Source organism: Bacillus sp. SRB_331 (assembly GCF_003264175.1).
Classification (GTDB): domain Bacteria; phylum Bacillota; class Bacilli; order Bacillales; family Bacillaceae_G; genus Bacillus_A; species Bacillus_A mycoides.
Genome location: NZ_NADV01000003.1, coordinates 74,496 through 89,537, shown reverse-complemented (window position 1 = coordinate 89,537; position 15,042 = coordinate 74,496). Strand labels below are relative to the sequence as shown.

The 15,042-nt window shown below is 33.4% G+C and carries 10 protein-coding genes and 3 pseudogenes; 5 read left to right on the top strand and 8 right to left on the bottom strand.

Going from position 1 to position 15,042, the window contains the following annotated elements:
- Window positions 1–867: 867 nt before the first annotated feature.
- Window positions 868–2,097 (bottom strand): helix-turn-helix domain-containing protein, encoded by a 1,230-nt coding sequence (locus B5P42_RS02235; protein WP_044444141.1) that lies wholly within the window; start codon window positions 2,095–2,097, stop codon window positions 868–870.
- 480 nt (window positions 2,098–2,577) lie between these two features.
- Here B5P42_RS02235 and B5P42_RS31855 point away from each other — a divergent pair, with 480 nt between their 5' ends.
- Window positions 2,578–2,721 carry a hypothetical protein gene (locus B5P42_RS31855; protein ID WP_000132592.1) on the top strand — a complete coding sequence of 48 codons (144 nt, stop codon included), beginning with the start codon at window positions 2,578–2,580 and terminating at the stop codon, window positions 2,719–2,721.
- 127 nt (window positions 2,722–2,848) lie between these two features.
- On the top strand, window positions 2,849–3,025 hold the full coding sequence (locus tag B5P42_RS33225) for a SpaA isopeptide-forming pilin-related protein (RefSeq protein WP_158664742.1): 177 nt from the start codon (window positions 2,849–2,851) through the stop codon (window positions 3,023–3,025).
- 743 nt (window positions 3,026–3,768) lie between these two features.
- Here the strand turns inward: B5P42_RS33225 and B5P42_RS02220 are convergent.
- Complete coding sequence (locus tag B5P42_RS02220) at window positions 3,769–4,650, bottom strand: CPBP family intramembrane glutamic endopeptidase (protein ID WP_002128073.1); 882 nt, start codon at window positions 4,648–4,650, stop codon at window positions 3,769–3,771.
- A 359-nt stretch (window positions 4,651–5,009) separates the two neighbouring features.
- Between B5P42_RS02220 and B5P42_RS02215 the strand changes: the two genes are divergently transcribed.
- From B5P42_RS02215 to B5P42_RS02205, 3 genes and pseudogenes are all read left to right on the top strand, one after another.
- A complete protein-coding gene (locus tag B5P42_RS02215) occupies window positions 5,010–6,347 on the top strand; it encodes an erythromycin esterase family protein (RefSeq protein WP_113733560.1) in 1,338 nt (445 codons plus the stop codon).
- A 203-nt stretch (window positions 6,348–6,550) separates the two neighbouring features.
- Window positions 6,551–7,129, top strand: a complete 579-nt coding sequence (locus B5P42_RS02210; RefSeq protein ID WP_002168043.1) for a sensor domain-containing protein — start codon at window positions 6,551–6,553, stop codon at window positions 7,127–7,129.
- A gap of 114 nt (window positions 7,130–7,243) precedes the next feature.
- A pseudogene (locus tag B5P42_RS02205) lies at window positions 7,244–9,031 on the top strand (response regulator).
- A 392-nt stretch (window positions 9,032–9,423) separates the two neighbouring features.
- Here B5P42_RS02205 and B5P42_RS02200 read toward each other — a convergent pair.
- From B5P42_RS02200 to B5P42_RS02170, 6 genes and pseudogenes are all read right to left on the bottom strand, one after another.
- Window positions 9,424–9,618, bottom strand: a pseudogene (locus B5P42_RS02200) (alpha/beta hydrolase); the annotation flags it as partial.
- A 42-nt stretch (window positions 9,619–9,660) separates the two neighbouring features.
- A pseudogene (locus B5P42_RS02195) lies at window positions 9,661–9,975 on the bottom strand (BBE domain-containing protein); the annotation flags it as partial.
- 165 nt (window positions 9,976–10,140) lie between these two features.
- Window positions 10,141–11,970: an FtsX-like permease family protein gene (locus B5P42_RS02185; RefSeq protein WP_113733559.1), complete on the bottom strand. Its 1,830-nt coding sequence runs from the start codon at window positions 11,968–11,970 to the stop codon at window positions 10,141–10,143.
- 16 nt (window positions 11,971–11,986) lie between these two features.
- Window positions 11,987–12,748, bottom strand: coding sequence for an ABC transporter ATP-binding protein (locus B5P42_RS02180; protein ID WP_088030847.1), 762 nt, complete (start codon window positions 12,746–12,748; stop codon window positions 11,987–11,989).
- Between the two features lie 250 nt (window positions 12,749–12,998).
- On the bottom strand, window positions 12,999–14,075 hold the full coding sequence (locus tag B5P42_RS02175) for a HAMP domain-containing sensor histidine kinase (protein ID WP_088030846.1): 1,077 nt from the start codon (window positions 14,073–14,075) through the stop codon (window positions 12,999–13,001).
- Window positions 14,072–14,758 (bottom strand): response regulator transcription factor, encoded by a 687-nt coding sequence (locus B5P42_RS02170; protein WP_088030845.1) that lies wholly within the window; start codon window positions 14,756–14,758, stop codon window positions 14,072–14,074. Before B5P42_RS02170 ends, B5P42_RS02175 begins: the two co-directional genes overlap by 4 nt.
- Window positions 14,759–15,042: the final 284 nt, after the last annotated feature.

Below are 15,042 nucleotides of genomic sequence, written 5' to 3'. Positions count from 1 at the left end.
TTTTACAAAAATACTACTTTTGAGATTCTAAATACCTTAAAAAATAAACTGATTATTAAGGAAATTATCCACAACATAATGTTACTTGCAAATTTAATAACCTCTATTAGCTTGCTCTTCTCCCTTCTGTGTGGTCATACCAGTTATGTTGTTCATTAAAACATTAAATTTCCAATGCGTAAATAGCAAAATTTTGTCGATTGAGCTCGATAATTTAACTATTAAGTAAAAATACGAGCCTGAAAAATTATACCGATATAATTAACTAGGAATTACAGCTCTGTAATTGTAATGATTACAAATTAAAGTGTATACGGTTAATAAATAACCATTTTAGCTCAACCAAGCAATTTTATTTTTTTAAAAATACTTATAGAATAATTTAATAGGTTTTTTTATACTTTTTTTCCTTTATTTGGTTATGTATAATTGCATATACTATAGATATATCAAGTGATATATGTTATATTGTTAAACTTTATGTAATAGTCCCTAATATCACCATTATTAAATACTTAACATGAAGATATTAATCTATAAACTTATTCCTCGTTATAACCATGGGTTTTAAAATATAAAAAAAGCCGCAAAGCTTTCTCGAAAAGAACCTTGGCGGCCTTCTGTTTTTTTGTCTCCTTAGAAAAATAATGGATAGTGTACTCTTTAAAATTAACAACATGTTATAAATCTTACCCTTGTCCTTTGGCTTCACTAAATGTTTCATGGACTCTTCAAGATCTATTTGAATACATATTCCTTTTCTAGATCAATCACATACCCTTTCTAGAGTAAAAGAAACAGTATGCTCAAGTTTTAGAGTTACTTGCGCGTATATTAAAGTTTTTTCACAAGAAACTGATACTAAGCTTATATTACGGTATATTTTTCACGATACTGTCTAGGTGTCATGTTAGTTGATTTTTTGAAAACCCTTGTAAAATAACTTTGGTCGTTAAAATTAAGCCAGGCACAAATATCTGATAGTGGATATGTAGTGAGTGTTAATAATTTTTTTGCTTCTTCCACTCGTTCCCTTTGAATAAATTCACTTAAAGGAATCCCCACTTCTTTTTTAAATAATTTAGATAAATAAGTAGGGGTAATATCCAAATGATTAGCGAGTTCATTGAGAGATATTCCATCGTAAACATTTTTACTAATATGATTCATACATGTAGTAACCGCATTTGAAAATTTTTGCGCATTGAATTCTTTCACCCGATCTGCAAAAGTACGTAAAGCATCTCCTGACAATCGCCTTACAGAGTCCACGTTATCTAGTTGTTCCATGGTTTGGATATACAAAATACTAAGAGCAAAAGCAATGTCTGGTGGGAGATTACCTTCTATCGCATATCGAGTAGCTAAAGTAATCGCAATAATCCCATGGTTTTTTTGGTTTCTGAGTGGATCCGCTGTTAAAATTAATTCAGTATCTTCCTGCGAAACTGCATACATATATTGCAACAACTTCTTTTTATTTCCCTCTTTGATTGCTGAAAAATAATTATGTACTAATGCCATGTTGTGAGTTTTTGGTTTATTTTGTTGACGTTTTAAAATATATAGATCAGGTTTCACAATTTTATAGGGAACTTCCTCTAACACTTTATTTTTTTCTACAACAATATCAACATCTAACTTTTCATTGAAAATCATGTAATGCAATAAAATTCCCATATCAATTAAAGAAGTTTTTTTAACCTCAGGTAGGGATTGAAAATAGGTTAGTCTTTCTTGAATATTATTATTTGAGTTAAATTCTTTTCGAAGTTTAAAGGTTACATCATCCGATCCCTTTGGATATATAGTGGGGCCAATTATTATAGTCCCTTTTATATAATCATGATTTTCTATATGAATTAGGATGAAATTTTCAAGATAACTGTTACATCTGAAAAGTGGCAAATTATAGGGATCATTTTCTTGATAAATGTCACTAAGATGTTCTTCTTTAGAAGAATAAAAAGGACTACAAATATCCTCAGAATTAGAATGATATAAGATTTTTTTGTCTGTGGATAAAATGTGAACAGGTACATTAAAGGCTTTATGTGCGAGATCACACAAGTGTTGTATATCGATAGAATTATTCATTACCTTCTCCTCTTAATTAGATTACTGATAAATTTTTACATCGTTCCTGTATAGGTTCATAAATTATTTTCCGTCAGGTATAACTCACGACAAAATATTACTATAAAATATCAAATTAGTACAATTTACGACAAAATATTACTATATTTTTTTTATGAAAATCATATATTATTTATTTGTAAGTAGCATCTAAATATCAGAGTAGTTAGGAAAAGTGTGAAAGAAATAGATTCTTTTCTTATAATTTTCTAAACGACAATGAAATGAGCTGAGGTCGTTTCTTAATTCTCCAAGATCTAATCATAGAACTTGAGAAAACAGTGAAGAACCTACAAAATACAGAAACAAGGGATGATTGGAGTATACAACTCTAGTAAGTAATAGCTTCTTGCTAATCCTGCGAAAAATCTAGCCTTTGCGGATACATTGCCAGACGAACTAGAATATGCCCCAGGTACATTACAAATAGTAGGCTAAACAGTGACAGATACATTCGATACAGACAAAAGTAAATTTAATGTAGGAAAAGAAAACGAAGAATTTTGGGATGTGACACATACAGAGTGGCATACAATGGTACTCCATGCGAGGGACAAGCTGGAAAAAAGATTAAAAATACAGTGAAAGTCCAAGGAGATACTGTATCACCGTAAGAACTAACAGCCAAAAATTCAATCACTTGGACAAACTGAGATTAAAAAAGTGGATGCTGCAAATTCGAATATAAAACTGATAAACTGCTGTATTCCAAATTTTTGACAAAGATAATAAAGAAGTCGAAAATTTAACAGCAGATGAAAATGATAAAGCTATTTCTGAACCACTATGCTTCGGAAAATTCACGTTGGAAGAAATTCAAGCACCAAATAGGTCTACGTTATTTAAAGATCTAATTGAGGGAAAGGTCTTATCATCATTACAAAAATAAAAATAGAAAACACAAAAAGCGAATGGAATATTAAAAATACTGACGATATAGGTCCAACTATTTTTATCTAATTGGCACTATATTACTGGTCGCAACATTAGTTTTAGTTTCCGCAAAAGCGGAAGAAATAAATAGATTCCAAAATTATTAGGAATAGCAGCGGTGACACAACATATAAATAATTTTTTTATATGTTGTTAATCTTTGTAGTATCAGTCTTTATGCTACCTAGCTTTATTACTCCATCACATAAACATATTATTTATTTTCTAAGTACAATGGCTATTAATTAACAAAAACAACACCTCTAATTAAGAGGTGCAGTAACATAAATCCAAAGTAATAGTAGACATTAGACACTTATTTCACTGTAAATTGACCTCAAAATAATAGTTACTGCAATATCAGGATTTGTTTATTCTATAACAAAAGAAATGTCACTTAAGCATTCTTTGTATGCTACTTTTAATTAATATATATGACACCCTTAATTTCCCACTCTATTTTTAGTTAAGAATCAAAATACTGAAGCCAATGAAATTGTATTACATTGGCTTCAGTATTTCAGATTTAAAATTACGAATAAAAACAAAACATCGTTTAAACACCCTGTTTTTAATCGTGTGAAATTTAATCCTTATCGATACGTATGACATTCACATGACCACTAAAAACCCTTAAAAAGCAATCTGAGAGTCCGTTTTTCTGATTCACAATCATTTTTTTACAATTTATGTGAAAAATCAATATTTAGTAAATCTTATTATCCGAGACACAATTATTGCCGTAATCAAGATAATAAGGGCGGTTATCAAGCCAGATTCTCCAATCCAAATCTCAGTTTGATATCCTGTACTTGCACGTGCGAAAGGTCCTTGAATAATGGCATTCCAAGTAGTATGGATGATAACCGAAGGCCAAATGCTACCTGTGATAAGTCGTAAATAAGCTGTAATATAACTGAATGGCACAATACAAAAATAGATGCCAAGTACTGAAAGAAAGACAGATGGTCCCTCTACATATAGACCAGCAATAACAATTGGAACATGCCACGTTGCCCAAATCAATCCACTAATAAGGATAGGCCGTGAAAACTCTGCATCGACTAGCCTTGTGAGCATATAACCTCGCCAGCCCATTTCTTCTCCCAAAACTGGGATTAAGTTAAGCAAACTTCCTAAAATGCCGCTCAATATTACTAGATAAATGAAACTGAATGGTGCCGATAGATACTGAAGTCCAAGTATATTGTAGATTGGTTCTAACATACCACCTTCGGGATGCTGAAACTTCGCAATTCCGCTCAACCAGGCGATAGAATAAGTAATTCCACAAATAATCATAGGTATTAGCAGAGCAAGACCAATTCCCTTCCATATCTTTAAGTTACCGAGACTAAAAGATACATCTTTAAACCCTTCTTTCAGTATTATGCGAGTCAAAATAGAAGAAAATGCTGGGGTAAACATATATACCACAATAAGCGGCATACTTTTAGTAATCATTACTACTAAATTTAGAATAATAGAAGTAATGAACAAGATAGTTAAAAAGAGTCGAAGTCCTCTTTTTGCACGTTGGACTTTATCTTTATTGCGGCATGATTCTGCATGTAATATCATTGTAATCCGCCCTTCCCCTTTTATTAATTTGTTTATCGAACCGACTTCCTGTCATTTCAACAAATTCAACTTAGAATGAAAATATTTTGGCATATAGATTAATCCATCTTTAAAACCCCTCTCAAATTCATAATCTCGTCTTACTTGCGATTCAATAATGTAATTATTATTCATAAGTTGTCATAACCGATAGTACGAAAGTGTAATGATTAGCCAATGACCTGTGTCAAAAAATCTTATGACAATATGTAACTAGAAAATATGATATGGAATAGATGAAAATTGAATTAAGGCGATTGATTCGTGCAAGTACATGGATCAATCTTGCTTTTGAAAATAATTCAATTGAGGTGGAAAAAATGAATAAGAAAAGAATGGTTGCAATAGTTAGTACAGCTTTATTAGTCACAGGATGTGGAGAAGTAGGAAAGGCTCAAACAGTAGCAGTCGAAAATTCAGGCCAATCAATCCAAAAAAATATAGTTAAATCAATACAATCACAGGCTAACCCATTAAGAACGATAGAACCGTCAAAACCATTTGAGGATTTAAAACCACTTAAGAACATGATTGGGAGCGCACAATATGTAGGATTAGGAGAGAATACTCATGGAAGCTCTGAAATTTTCACCATGAAATTTCGCCTTGTGAAATATTTGGTTACTGAGATGGGTTTTACGAATTTTGGAATGGAAGAAGATTGGGGAAACGGCTTAAAACTAAATGAATATATCCAAACAGGAAAAGGAAACCCTAGGGAATTTTTAAAATTGTTATATCCTACTGATGAAATTATTGCCATGATTGAATGGATGAAGGATTATAATGCTAATCCTTCCAATAAAAAAAAGATCCAATTTATTGGACTAGACTTAAAGACGCTGGACCAAAGTGTCTTTAATAAAGTAATTGATTATGTAAAGCTGCATCGACCAGATTTGCTGGCAGAAGTAGAAGAAAATTATAAAGAACTGTCATCTTTCACTGGAAGTGTACAGGAATACATGACGCTTGCTCCTGAAATGAAAAAAAAGTTCAAGGCAAACGCTGAGAAAGTAGCCCAATTACTTAAAGATGAGAATGGGCAGGCAAACACAGAAATAGTTTCATCCGAGTACATCTGGGTAAAAGCAACAGCGAATGCAATAGAGAAATTCACCACAATGCTGCTTCCTAATGACTATGCAAGTATGATAAAGCTACATGAGCAATACATGGCCGATCAAGCAATGTGGGCACAAGAGACATTGGGTGGTAAAACTATGGTATGGGGACACAATATTCATATAGCTAAAGGAATTATCGATGAGAAATTATATCCTTATGCTGCGGGGCAGTTTTTGAAGGAACGTTTAGAGAATAATTATGTCACAATTGGTAGTACAACTACGGAGGGGAAATTCACATTATACAGCGAATATAATCCTTCCACTGGAGGTAAGATTGCAACGGATACTATTCCACAAGATGTAAATAGTTTCAATTATACCCTTGGAAAAGTCCCGTATAAAATGTTTTTGTTAGATAACCGTCACCTTAAAGGGCAAGCAGATAAATGGGTTAGAGAAAAAAGGCCATTACTGAGTATTGGGGGACAACTCCTCCCGAACGGTTCGTTATACTTTGATACTTCATTGCGTGAGCAATTTGATATTATTTTTCACATTCGAAAAACAAGTCCATCTCATATTAAATAAAAGTACAAAACAATCCCGTTCTTGCATCTGCAAGAACGGGATTGTTTTATGGAGATTAATATAAGCATCTTTTTTAACCAGAAGTAGGTTACTCTCCCCTTTTTAGCATCATTTAAAAATGTCATATGACATTTTTACACTGGTGAATTTGACAAAAAAAGCAGTATGATGCGGTTATTACACAGAGAGGAGCGATGAACTTTATGAAATCAAGATTCATCCAGAATGGTTATTTTTTATTGCTAACTTTCGTTACAGGATTGTTTTATTTTTGTTTTTACCTAATAGCTTTGCTATTCAGTTTCACCCTTTCATTTACGGTAGTTGGGATTCCATTAGTTATACGAGTACTACAGACTACCACACCTTTTATCCAATTCGAGCGTATACAGACGAAAATTTATACCGATATTTCGACTGACTCTTACGATAGAAGTATAACAACGGATACATCAAACTGGGCTCAGGTGAAATTAGGACTTACGGATCGTCGCACCTGGTCTGCTGTCTTTTGGTTAATGCAGAAATTTGTGATTGGCATTTTCAGTCTCATTAGTGTAATCATTTTTTATATAATGCCACTTATGTTCCTGTTGGCACCACTACTGTATCGATACATCGATATGAATATTATTTTCATACAGATAGATACTTTTTCCAAGTCACTCTTTGTCATGTCTATGGGTATAGTGTCTATCGCCATAAGTATTAGAATAGTAGATGGTTTGACAAAGAAATTTGGTGGTTATACACGTAGTATGATTCGGCAACTAAATCGATAGAAGTTTGCAGTCTGTGAGAGGATCGCAGTGTAAAATTAAAAAGTATAACAATGCATAAAGGATTAATTTATAATATAAGAAGTAAAAAGGTAGGCTACTTAGGGGGTAAATAACTTGTTAGATATGGTTAAGTATTGGTTTTGGTATGATTGGATTATGTTAGGGGTCCGTCTAATTGCTAGTGTGTCTATCATCCTAGCTACATTAAATTTTCAGGATGGTTTAACATTGCCACTTTGGATTATTATTCTTTGGGAGGTTGTTGCCTTCTCTATTCCATGGGTAGCCTTACTGTTCAATTATAAATATTACTTGTTCACAGAAATACTGCTATATGGTGGACTGTCTATATATTTAACCTCTTTATTTCCGGAAGCTTACAACACATTTCTTATATCGGTATTTCTTATCGCTGCGAATAGTAAGCATTCGTCCTATTATTGGACAGCTCCAACAACAGTTTTTATAACAACTGGAATTTTTTATGCAGTTGCGCCAAGTAATAACTATTGGATTATGGTCACCTACTACGGACTCTCTTATGTAATGGGGTTTGCTTTTCATTTATTAATCGTCAATCATAAACAAAATGAAGCGATTCGTAAACAAAACGCGGTACTTGAGCAATATATGTCTCAAATCGAACGCATTACACTGGCAGAGGAACGAAACAGACTGTCGAGCGAGCTTCATGATACAGTTGGTCACGCTTATACTTCTATTATTATGGGGATGGAAACGTTGCGCACCGAGCTTGCTACCGAAATGGGTATTCAGAGGCTAGATTCTCTGCTTGAAATGGGACGTAAAAGCATCGAGGACGTGAGAGGTTACCTACATCAAATGGAGTCTCCGTGTCAATCGCCTTCCTTGATTCAATCTCTACAAAATCTTGGAGCCGAATTTCAGGAGCACGCTCGGGTGAATGTAAGCTTTCGAGCATTCGGAGAAGAATACCAACTGTCTCGGCAAGCGAAGATAGCGTTTATTCGTTGCTTACAAGAGTCCCTTACGAATGCAGTACGTCATGGTCAGGGGACTGAAATTATAGTTTCATTGCAGTTTGAACAACAATATACGAGGCTGGAAGTGCAAGATAATGGAAAGGGAAATGTAGAATGGCAGGAAGGCTTCGGTATGAATGCTATGAAAGAGCGGGCAATGAATTTACAAGGTCAATTGTCTGTATATACAAAGCCAGAGGAAGGAATGCTTGTTACATGTACCATACCGCGACAAACTGAAATAAGAGATGGACTTATTCGTTTGTTAATTGTAGACGACCAGCCATTTGTTCGGGAAAGTTTGAGGACACTACTCGATAGATATGAAGATTTAAATGTAGTCGGTTTGGCTGAGGATGGCAATCAAGCCATCGATTTGTGTGGGCGCCTTCAACCCCACGTTGTACTTATGGATTTAGATATGCAGCACATGGATGGAGTCGAAGCAACCAAAAAGATAAAGCAACAATGGCCACATATCCGCGTATTGATTTTTACAACGTTTCAGGATACGGAACAGGCGCTGGACTCGCTTCGTAACGGTGCGGATGGTTTTTTACTTAAATCTATTGAAACATTGGAGCTAGCTAATACGATCCGACTTATTCACAGAGGTGGGACACTAATTGATCAGGGAATGTCTCACAAAATATTTGAGAAGTTTGATGAGCAAATCGAGACACCACAATCAAAAGCTACTGCTTATGAGCTAACAACCAGAGAGATAGAAATATTGCAGCTAGTAGCATAAGGACTCCGATACACTACAATAGCTTCAAGGTTATATTTGTCGAGTGGTACAGTCAGGAACTATGCTTCCTCGGCTTACACAAAGTTAGGGGTGCGTAACAAGGAAGAAGCTGTCCAGAAGGCTCTCGAAATTGGAGTTATTGAATAAGAAAAATGTTTGTTGTTTCTTTAGAGCTAAGTAAGCTGTAGTTACAAGATGCCGTAAAGGATAAAACTACGAATTTTATTGAATATCATTTTTGATAGGTAATTTTCCCAAAAAAGTTTACCCTGTTTTAAAAACTTTAAATAGCGTTACTACATATTGAATGTAGTAACGCTAGTGTTTACTATATTAGAAATTAAACATCTTTATTATTGCTATACGGAAGACAGTTTCAGGTCTTTTCATCTGATAATTATTCCTTTCTAATTCGAAATAATTATCTCGTAATTTCTCCACCTACAGAACTATTTTCATGTGAGGATTCCTCTAAGCCAAATGCCCCTAATTCACTAGCTGTCTCTGAAAATAGCTATTTAAAAATATAGTTGCTAATTTCATTTCGATCTTCCTTGCACCCAAATAGCAATATCATTTATAACATACTCAGGGATATTAGCAGGACTATAATATTCATCAGGTTTACTTGACTCTCCATCTCCTTCTGTAAAGAAGTGATTTAACTTTGGATATAGTCGATAATCAATGTTATCTCGCTCTTTTAATTGTTCTTTCCAAAAAGGATTATCTATCATTCTTTATAAATTGCAAAATTTAAGACCGACAAAGGATTTCTATTTTTTATAAACAGGTGGAATGCTTTGTGGAAAATTGAAAATATCTTCTGGTTCGTATTTAGCCTTCACTTGAGTCAATCGTTTGAAGTTTTCACCATAATATAAATCTGACCAATCTTTCATTGAGAGATCAGGTGTGTTAACATAGACACCTTTTGTAAAAGGAATCAACGCGTGACGAAAAGCTTCTACCCAACGAATCCCTTGTGCAGCTCCCTCAGGTTTGTCCCAAGTGGAAAATAACACCATATTCATTAGAGCTTTTCGATAAAAATAAGCAGTTGCTTCCTCTGGTACTGCAGAAACAGTGCCCCTGCTTAGATAAAAGATAAATTTTTAATTTAAAATCTAAAATAAATAGTTTATGGACCGTAGTGCTAGTCCATCTATTATTTCTAAATTTCTTGTACCCATTCAGGATAATCAATAAAACGGGGTCTGATTATGTTGATACTTCGTATAAATAACATCATTACATTAATCTTTTTTTGGAAGTACAATTCCTTTATATAATTGAACTGTAATCAAGTAATAAATCGAGTAAATTACTACAAAAATAACAAGTGGTAACCAAATACGAAAGTACGGATCGATTAAAAGAGATCCAAACATATTCATGCCAATTAATATGTGAGTAATCCCCACAATTGCTGGGAATAAGAATATGAAGAATAACTCTTTATAAATTGATTTTGTTAATAATTCTCGGCGGACACCAATTTTACGAAGCATTTGATAACGTGCTACATCTTTTGATGCTCCCGACAGAACTTTAAACATTAAGCAACTTGCCATCATTGCTAAAAATGCAATTCCAACGAAGAAACCCATAAACATTAGTCCGCTGGCAAAATCACGACTCATAATATATGTTTGATACTTACTATCCAATTCTTCCACTTTCACATTTTTATATTTTGCTATCTGTAATTCATCAAGTTTTTTCCATTCTTTTATGTATGATCCAAAATCATCTGTTTTCCCCATAAACACAGTACTTTCTTTACCCTTCAACCCATCGTATATGTTTTGATCTACAATTTTTATTTCATAATCAGGATACAAATAATTTGGCTGGATCGTTCTGAAAGCCTGGATCCATTGTTTTGTGTCTGTCTCTCCTTTAACCCATTTTATTGAAAATGCATCAATTGGTATTCCCTCTGAAACTTTCTCTATTTTCATACCTTGCAAGAAAGGGCGATTTTTTTTAAAATCTTCTTTAAGATAATAAACATACCTATCATCCACTTTGTAATGATATTCAAGTTTTTCTTGAAATAAGATACTACCCAAAATTGTCTTTTCTTCCGCAGTTGGATTATGAATGACTGAATCGTAAATTCGTATTTGATCTGTCATGTTTACGATGTTGTTTTTAAATGCCATACCACAAGCAATTCCGCCAGCACCAAGAGCCACTAAGATTGCTACTGTTGCAAGCACATTTGTTAGACCATTAATGCGGAAATTTAATTGTGCAAAAGTAAAAGCATTGAGGCCTTTTTCACTACGTTTTTTATTACTCTTTAGCTTGTTAATCATAACTGGGAGAAGTGATCCAAATATAAGGTAAGTACCAACGGTTGCTGTGATTAATCCAACGGCCATTAATCCCAAAGCAATTAGCGGATTTGCATATGACATATAGATCAGTGATGCATAACCAATACCTAATAAAAGAATACCAAGGAATGCAATTACAACTGTCATTTTTCCTTTTATGGCAACACGTTCTGTTTGTTCATCTGCATGTACAAGTTGCAGTACAGAAATACGAGATAATTTAATACTATTCATAATTGCCGATAATACAAAGAGTGCAAAGAAGAAGACGCAAGTAATAGTTATAGATGGCAGATAAAATGCTTTATAACCTTCGCCAGCAAACTCGAGTTGTTTCATTAATAGCTGACCGATACCTTCTGCAAGTCCTACACCAATTGTAATTCCAATCAAAAGAGATGTGGCACCTAATATGATTGTTTCGATAAACATAAGTAAGGTAACTTTATGCTTTTTTGCTCCTAACATCATATACATACCAAATTCTTTTTGACGAAGAGCTGATAAGAAAGAGTTTGCATATAAAATATAGAAAAATGTGATAACCGCTAACAAAAAGGAACCAATTTTAAATACAGACACAATATCCCTAATAGAAGAGTTAGATTCAAGGAACGTTTTATTGGATGCTAGCGTTTGAAACATATAAAAAGTTGAAATAGAGACAATAAGACCAACAAGTAAAACAATGTAATCTTGGAATTTACTTTTTAGGCCTGACATAGAAAGCTTAAATAACATGATTGAACTTCCTTCCTTACGCTTTTTGTGTGCCTAAGTTTGCAAGCACGTCTAAAATTTCTTTATAGAATTCTTCACGGGTACCACCGCGATGAATTTCTTTATATAACTCACCATCTTGAATGAATAAAATACGCTGACAGTAACTTGCGCTGTAAGGATCATGCGTAACCATCATAATGGATACACCTTGCTCTTTATTTAAGCTTGTCATGGCATCAAGTAAACTCGTTGCATTTTTAGAATCTAGAGCTCCAGTCGGCTCGTCTCCCAAAATAATTGCTGGTTCATGAACTAACGCACGTGCTGCTGCGGAACGTTGCTTTTGTCCACCAGATACTTCAGAAGGGTACTTTTGAAGTATAGCTGTAATGCCTAACATATCAGCTACTTTTTCTACTTGCTTTCCAATATTACGAGATGAAACACCTTGAAGTGAAAGTGGAAGTGCGATATTTTCATAGATAGATAAATTCTCTAATAAGTTGAAGTCTTGGAAAATGAATCCTAATTTTTGCGAACGGAAATCAGAAAGCTCACCTTGTTTCATTTTCGTTATATCCGTACCTGCAATTTGAACAATGCCGCCCGTTGCTGTGTCTAACGTTGAAATTACATTTAATAATGTTGTTTTACCAGAACCAGAAGGCCCCATAATACCAACAAACTCTCCCTCTTGAATTGAGAATGATACACCTTTTAACGCGTGTGATTGATTCTCACCTTTTTTACCGTATAATTTTTGAATGTTTTTTACATCTACAACTGGTTTTATCATTTATATCCTCCTACGTTTTTTTTATTTCATTACAATAAGCTACTATGTTTGTTTACTACTAACAAAATAGTCATGTTACATCCACCCTGAAGCTACAATGAAATCTTTCCTTCTATCTTCTTTGCTCACCTCATCACTTTGAATACACCCATGATAAACTATGAAAATTAGGAAACACCCCGTAAAATCCTTAAGAATTCTTAAGTTTTATAAAAAAAAAGCTTATGGAACCTGTAGTTCCATAAGCTTTCTATCTAATTGGATGTTCAACAATAAAGGACATCCAGCCATCTTTATATTCTGCATGTATATTACCATGATGAAGTTCAACAATTCTTTTTGAGATAGCAAGTCCCAGTCCATTTCCTTGATCATTTTTTCTTGCCTTATCACCCCTGAAAAATCTTTCAAACAATTTATTAGGGTCGCTAACAGGCGGCCTCTCGACTTTATTTGATACTTTCAAAATTGCTTTGTTATCTATTAGTTCAAGACATACGGATAATTCGGATGGTTTCATGCTGTACTTTATCGCATTCATAAACAGATTTTCATATACACGTACCATTTTTTCTGCATCTATGAAGATAGGTATTGTTTCTTGTGTGATTGATTTTTGAACGATTAAGCTTTCCTTTTCAAATATAGGAATGTATTCTCCAACTATTTGCTCCAACAAACCTGATAAATCAACTTCATTAAGGTTTAACTTAGCATCTATGCCTGATAAACGAGTATATTCAAACAGCTCATCAATTAAATATTTCAGTCTCTGTGACTTTGAATAAGTGGTTTCAAGGTATTCCTGTAATTGTGTTTTACTGTTGTATTGCCCTCTTTTTAATAAATCTATATAGCCAATAATAGATGTTAACGGTGTGCGTAAGTCATGAGATACATTAGTTATAAGTTCATTTTTTGTACGTTCTAATCGTCTTTCTTGTTCAAATGTATTTTCCAATTCCTTGGACATATAGTTGATATTTTGAGCAAGTTGGGTCAATTCGTCATTCCCCTTAATCCCAATGGTCAAACCCAGTTTTCCATTGGCAATATCATTCACACTATCCGAAATAAGCTTCAAAAAAACTATTTTCTTTCGAACCAATAATAAAAAAATTATTATAAAGTTAAAGATTGCGAACGCGAATAAGAACAACAATGCCAAATTGAATTCAAACATACCAAATTCTTCGTGTTTTTTAAATAATGGATCTATGACGTATGCCAAAATGAGGATTGTTAAACCAAATGAAATAAAAAAACTAACTGCTACAGCACCAAGAAGTTTTATAATGATCTTATTTCTAAAACTAACATTCTTCATATTTTATATCCAATTCCCCAAACAGTTTTAATATAAATGGGATGTTTAGAATCTTCTTCAATTTTGTCTCTTATTTTTGTAATATGCACCATGACGGTATTGTCTGATTTATAAAAAACCTCTTTCCAAACTGCTTCATATATTTTCGCTACACTCAGGACAATGCCTTTGTTGCGGGCAAGTAGTTCGAGAATAGCAAACTCTTTTGGAGTTAACCTTGTTTCTTTTCCTCTTACCCATACTTGACAAGTATCTGTATTCACGGTTAAGTCACCAATTTCTAGAATGCTTTTATTATGTTCTATTGACGTATTGTATTTTTTAAACCTTCTTAATTGGGATTTTACCCTAGCGATTAATTCTAGTGGGTTAAACGGTTTTGATAAATAATCATCTGCACCAGAGGCTAGACCCTGAATTTTGTCTATATCCTCAGATTTTGCAGATAGCATAATGATAGGCATATTACGATCTTCCCTAATCTTCATACAAACTTCAATACCATCCATATTTGGCATCATAATATCTAAAATAATAAGATCAAATTCCTTTTCTTCTAACAGTTGTAAAGCTTCCATAGCATCTTCAGCTTTTTGAGTTTTCAGACCTTCATTTTCCAAATAAACAGAGATAAGATTTCTAATCTCTTTATCATCATCAACAATAAGAATTTTCGACTCCATATTATTCCTCCACATTTTTTATCGTATTGAACAACTAAAGGTATAAGCAGGTGAAACATTTCTAACTTCTCTTTATTGTAAACTTGCAAACAGAAGACAAGAATAAACATAATCAATATTATTATCTTAATATACTGTTCAATTTTCACTGCTAATCTATATACAAATAACAAGTTTCCTTCTTCTTTAAATTTTGCTTTAAATAATAAATAAAATTCCTTGTTATTTTCCGCTAATAAAATAATAGTCTTGAGATTGCTTCTTTTAATTAATTTTTCTATGAA